Origin of the sequence: Streptococcus hyovaginalis DSM 12219, from assembly GCF_000420785.1 — a bacterium.
GTDB classification, from domain to species: Bacteria; Bacillota; Bacilli; order Lactobacillales; family Streptococcaceae; genus Streptococcus; species Streptococcus hyovaginalis.
Map to the genome: position 1 here is coordinate 1 of NZ_ATVP01000031.1, position 2,203 is coordinate 2,203.

The following is a 2,203-nucleotide window of genomic DNA, read 5'->3' on the forward strand; positions in this document are numbered from 1 at the left end:
ATCTGGCGAGATTGCCTCACTCAAAGCTTGTCGAATGAGCTGAATCAACCAAATGAGTTGCCTTGTTCGTCTATTAAAGCGGCTTCTTTCTAGTAGGTTACGACCAAAGAAAAGGTGACAAATCCTGTAAAAACGGCGTTGAGATGTTATCCCTAACTCAGCTTGAAGTAGTAATAAAACAAGAAGAGACTCATCTGAAACTTTGGCTAAACCGATGTTGCGACGATGTTTCAACGAATCGGGGCAGTAGGTACGATAAAATTGGGTACAGATTTGGGATAATTGTTTGATATTCCATTGTAAATGATGGGATTTAGCGGTATACTGTAAGTAGCTCATTAGGACTACCTCCTGTTTGTTTTGTCACTTACAGTATAGTCCTTTTGGGCTTTTTATTGTTGTTGAAAATCAACTAGCACCACGAGTAAAGAGATATGTTTTATTACCAAGCGTGAGACAAATATATAGTTTGATAGAACTAAGATTTAAATTAATAATATATGGGAGCAGGAAAGAACTAAACTAATAAAAAGAGAATTCACCTTTCCATCCCTAAACAGTTGATTAGGTCTCTTTTGAGTGTAATACGCGAACGAGATAACAAATCCACCGTTAGAAATGAGTCTAGTTGAAACAGCTAGTATGTTGGAAGTAGGAACAATGTTTAGGGAACAAACTATTTTGTAAAGTCTATGTAACAAGGAGTTAAAGAAATTACCACAGCTATATTTTATACTCCATCGTTCTAGAAAAATTTGTAATAGCCAAGATAAGATATTAAGGTGATAATTATTTAAAATTTAGGATTGAAAAATCCACATAAACTTGTTTTATGAAGGAGAAGGTTATGAACTTTAAGAGAATAAAAGGTGGTACATTTATGATGGGAACAGATTTAGATGAGGGTCTGCTTGAAGATTATGAGGGGCCTCGTGTTAAAGTTTTGGTTAAAGATTTTGAGATGGCTGACACACCTGTTACCAATGCTCAGTTTCAAAAATTTATTAAAGAAACAGGTTATCAAACTTTAGCAGAACGTCAGGGATGGTCTTTTGTCTTTCACCTTTTATTACCAGAAGAGAAGAGAAAAGATTATCTTCATGCTGCGGGAGCGCCTTGGTGGCTAAAAGTTAATGGAGCTAGTTGGAAGCATCCTTACGGTTTGGATAGCAATATTGTAGATTTCCAAAACCATCCGGTAGTACATGTAGACTTAGAAGATGCTTTAGCTTATTGTCAGTGGTCAGGTACATCTTTACCGACGGAAGCTCAGTGGGAGTATGCTGCTCGTGCGGGAGCACAGACGGTCTTTCCCTGGGGGGATGATTTGAATAAAGATGGTTATTATTATGCAAATACATGGCAGGGTTCTTTTCCTTTTGATAATAGTCTAGAAGATGGTTATTTAGGAACAGCACCAGTTTATTCGTATGAACCTAATAAAAATGGTCTTTATCAAATGATCGGAAACGTATGGGAATGGTGCCGAAATCCTCGTTATATCATGTTAGATGATTTTAATAACCAAAATTATAATCTGATGCTAAGTACTATAAAATCAGGAGAATATGCTATCAGAGGTGGTTCTTTCTTATGTCATAATTCGTATTGCAATCGCTATCGTCTAGCTGCCAGAAATGGAACAGATTATCGGTCTACTAGTAGCCATTTAGGATTTAGGTGTATTCGTTAAGTGTGGTATGCTGCTTTAGTGGAGCTGGTTAATTTCACTAATAATTAGAAAAAATAGGATCGTCTAGTATCGTATGGTACTGAGTTTATTGTAGACGACTTAAGTCTTTCAATGATAATTTTTATATTATACTGAAAGCGAACGTCTGAGATTTGTCTTTCAATGTTTATCCAATAATCAATTACTATCGTTCTGCTCATAGATCAGCTTATGCGCGAGTTTGATATTGTTGTATCATCATGTAATTTTAGATTATATCACCTGGGATATCTATAGTGACTGTGGCCGATATTACTTAAACTCTTGAGAATTTATACTGAGTGACTATAAACAACCTGACTAAATAATGGAAAAATAGTTAGATGAGGCATCATATTGGAGGATGTTTATGTCGTAGTAACTATTTATATAAATCTACTCGTGGTGCTAGTTGATTTCAAAATATCTCAAATGATAAGCCAGTATGATTTGTTCGATTCTCAATTGTAGTCCTCTAATGCTTCTAGTCAA

1 protein-coding gene and 1 pseudogene are annotated in these 2,203 nt (G+C 35.5%); one reads left to right on the plus strand and one right to left on the minus strand.

Annotation, left to right across the window (positions count from 1 at the left end):
• A pseudogene (locus G574_RS0110520) lies at positions 1 to 339 on the minus strand (IS982 family transposase); the annotation flags it as partial.
• Positions 340 to 847: 508 nt separating this feature from the next.
• Here G574_RS0110520 and G574_RS0110525 point away from each other — a divergent pair.
• On the plus strand, positions 848 to 1,693 hold the full coding sequence (locus G574_RS0110525) for a formylglycine-generating enzyme family protein (protein WP_029692138.1): 846 nt from the start codon (positions 848 to 850) through the stop codon (positions 1,691 to 1,693).
• Positions 1,694 to 2,203 lie beyond the last annotated feature (510 nt).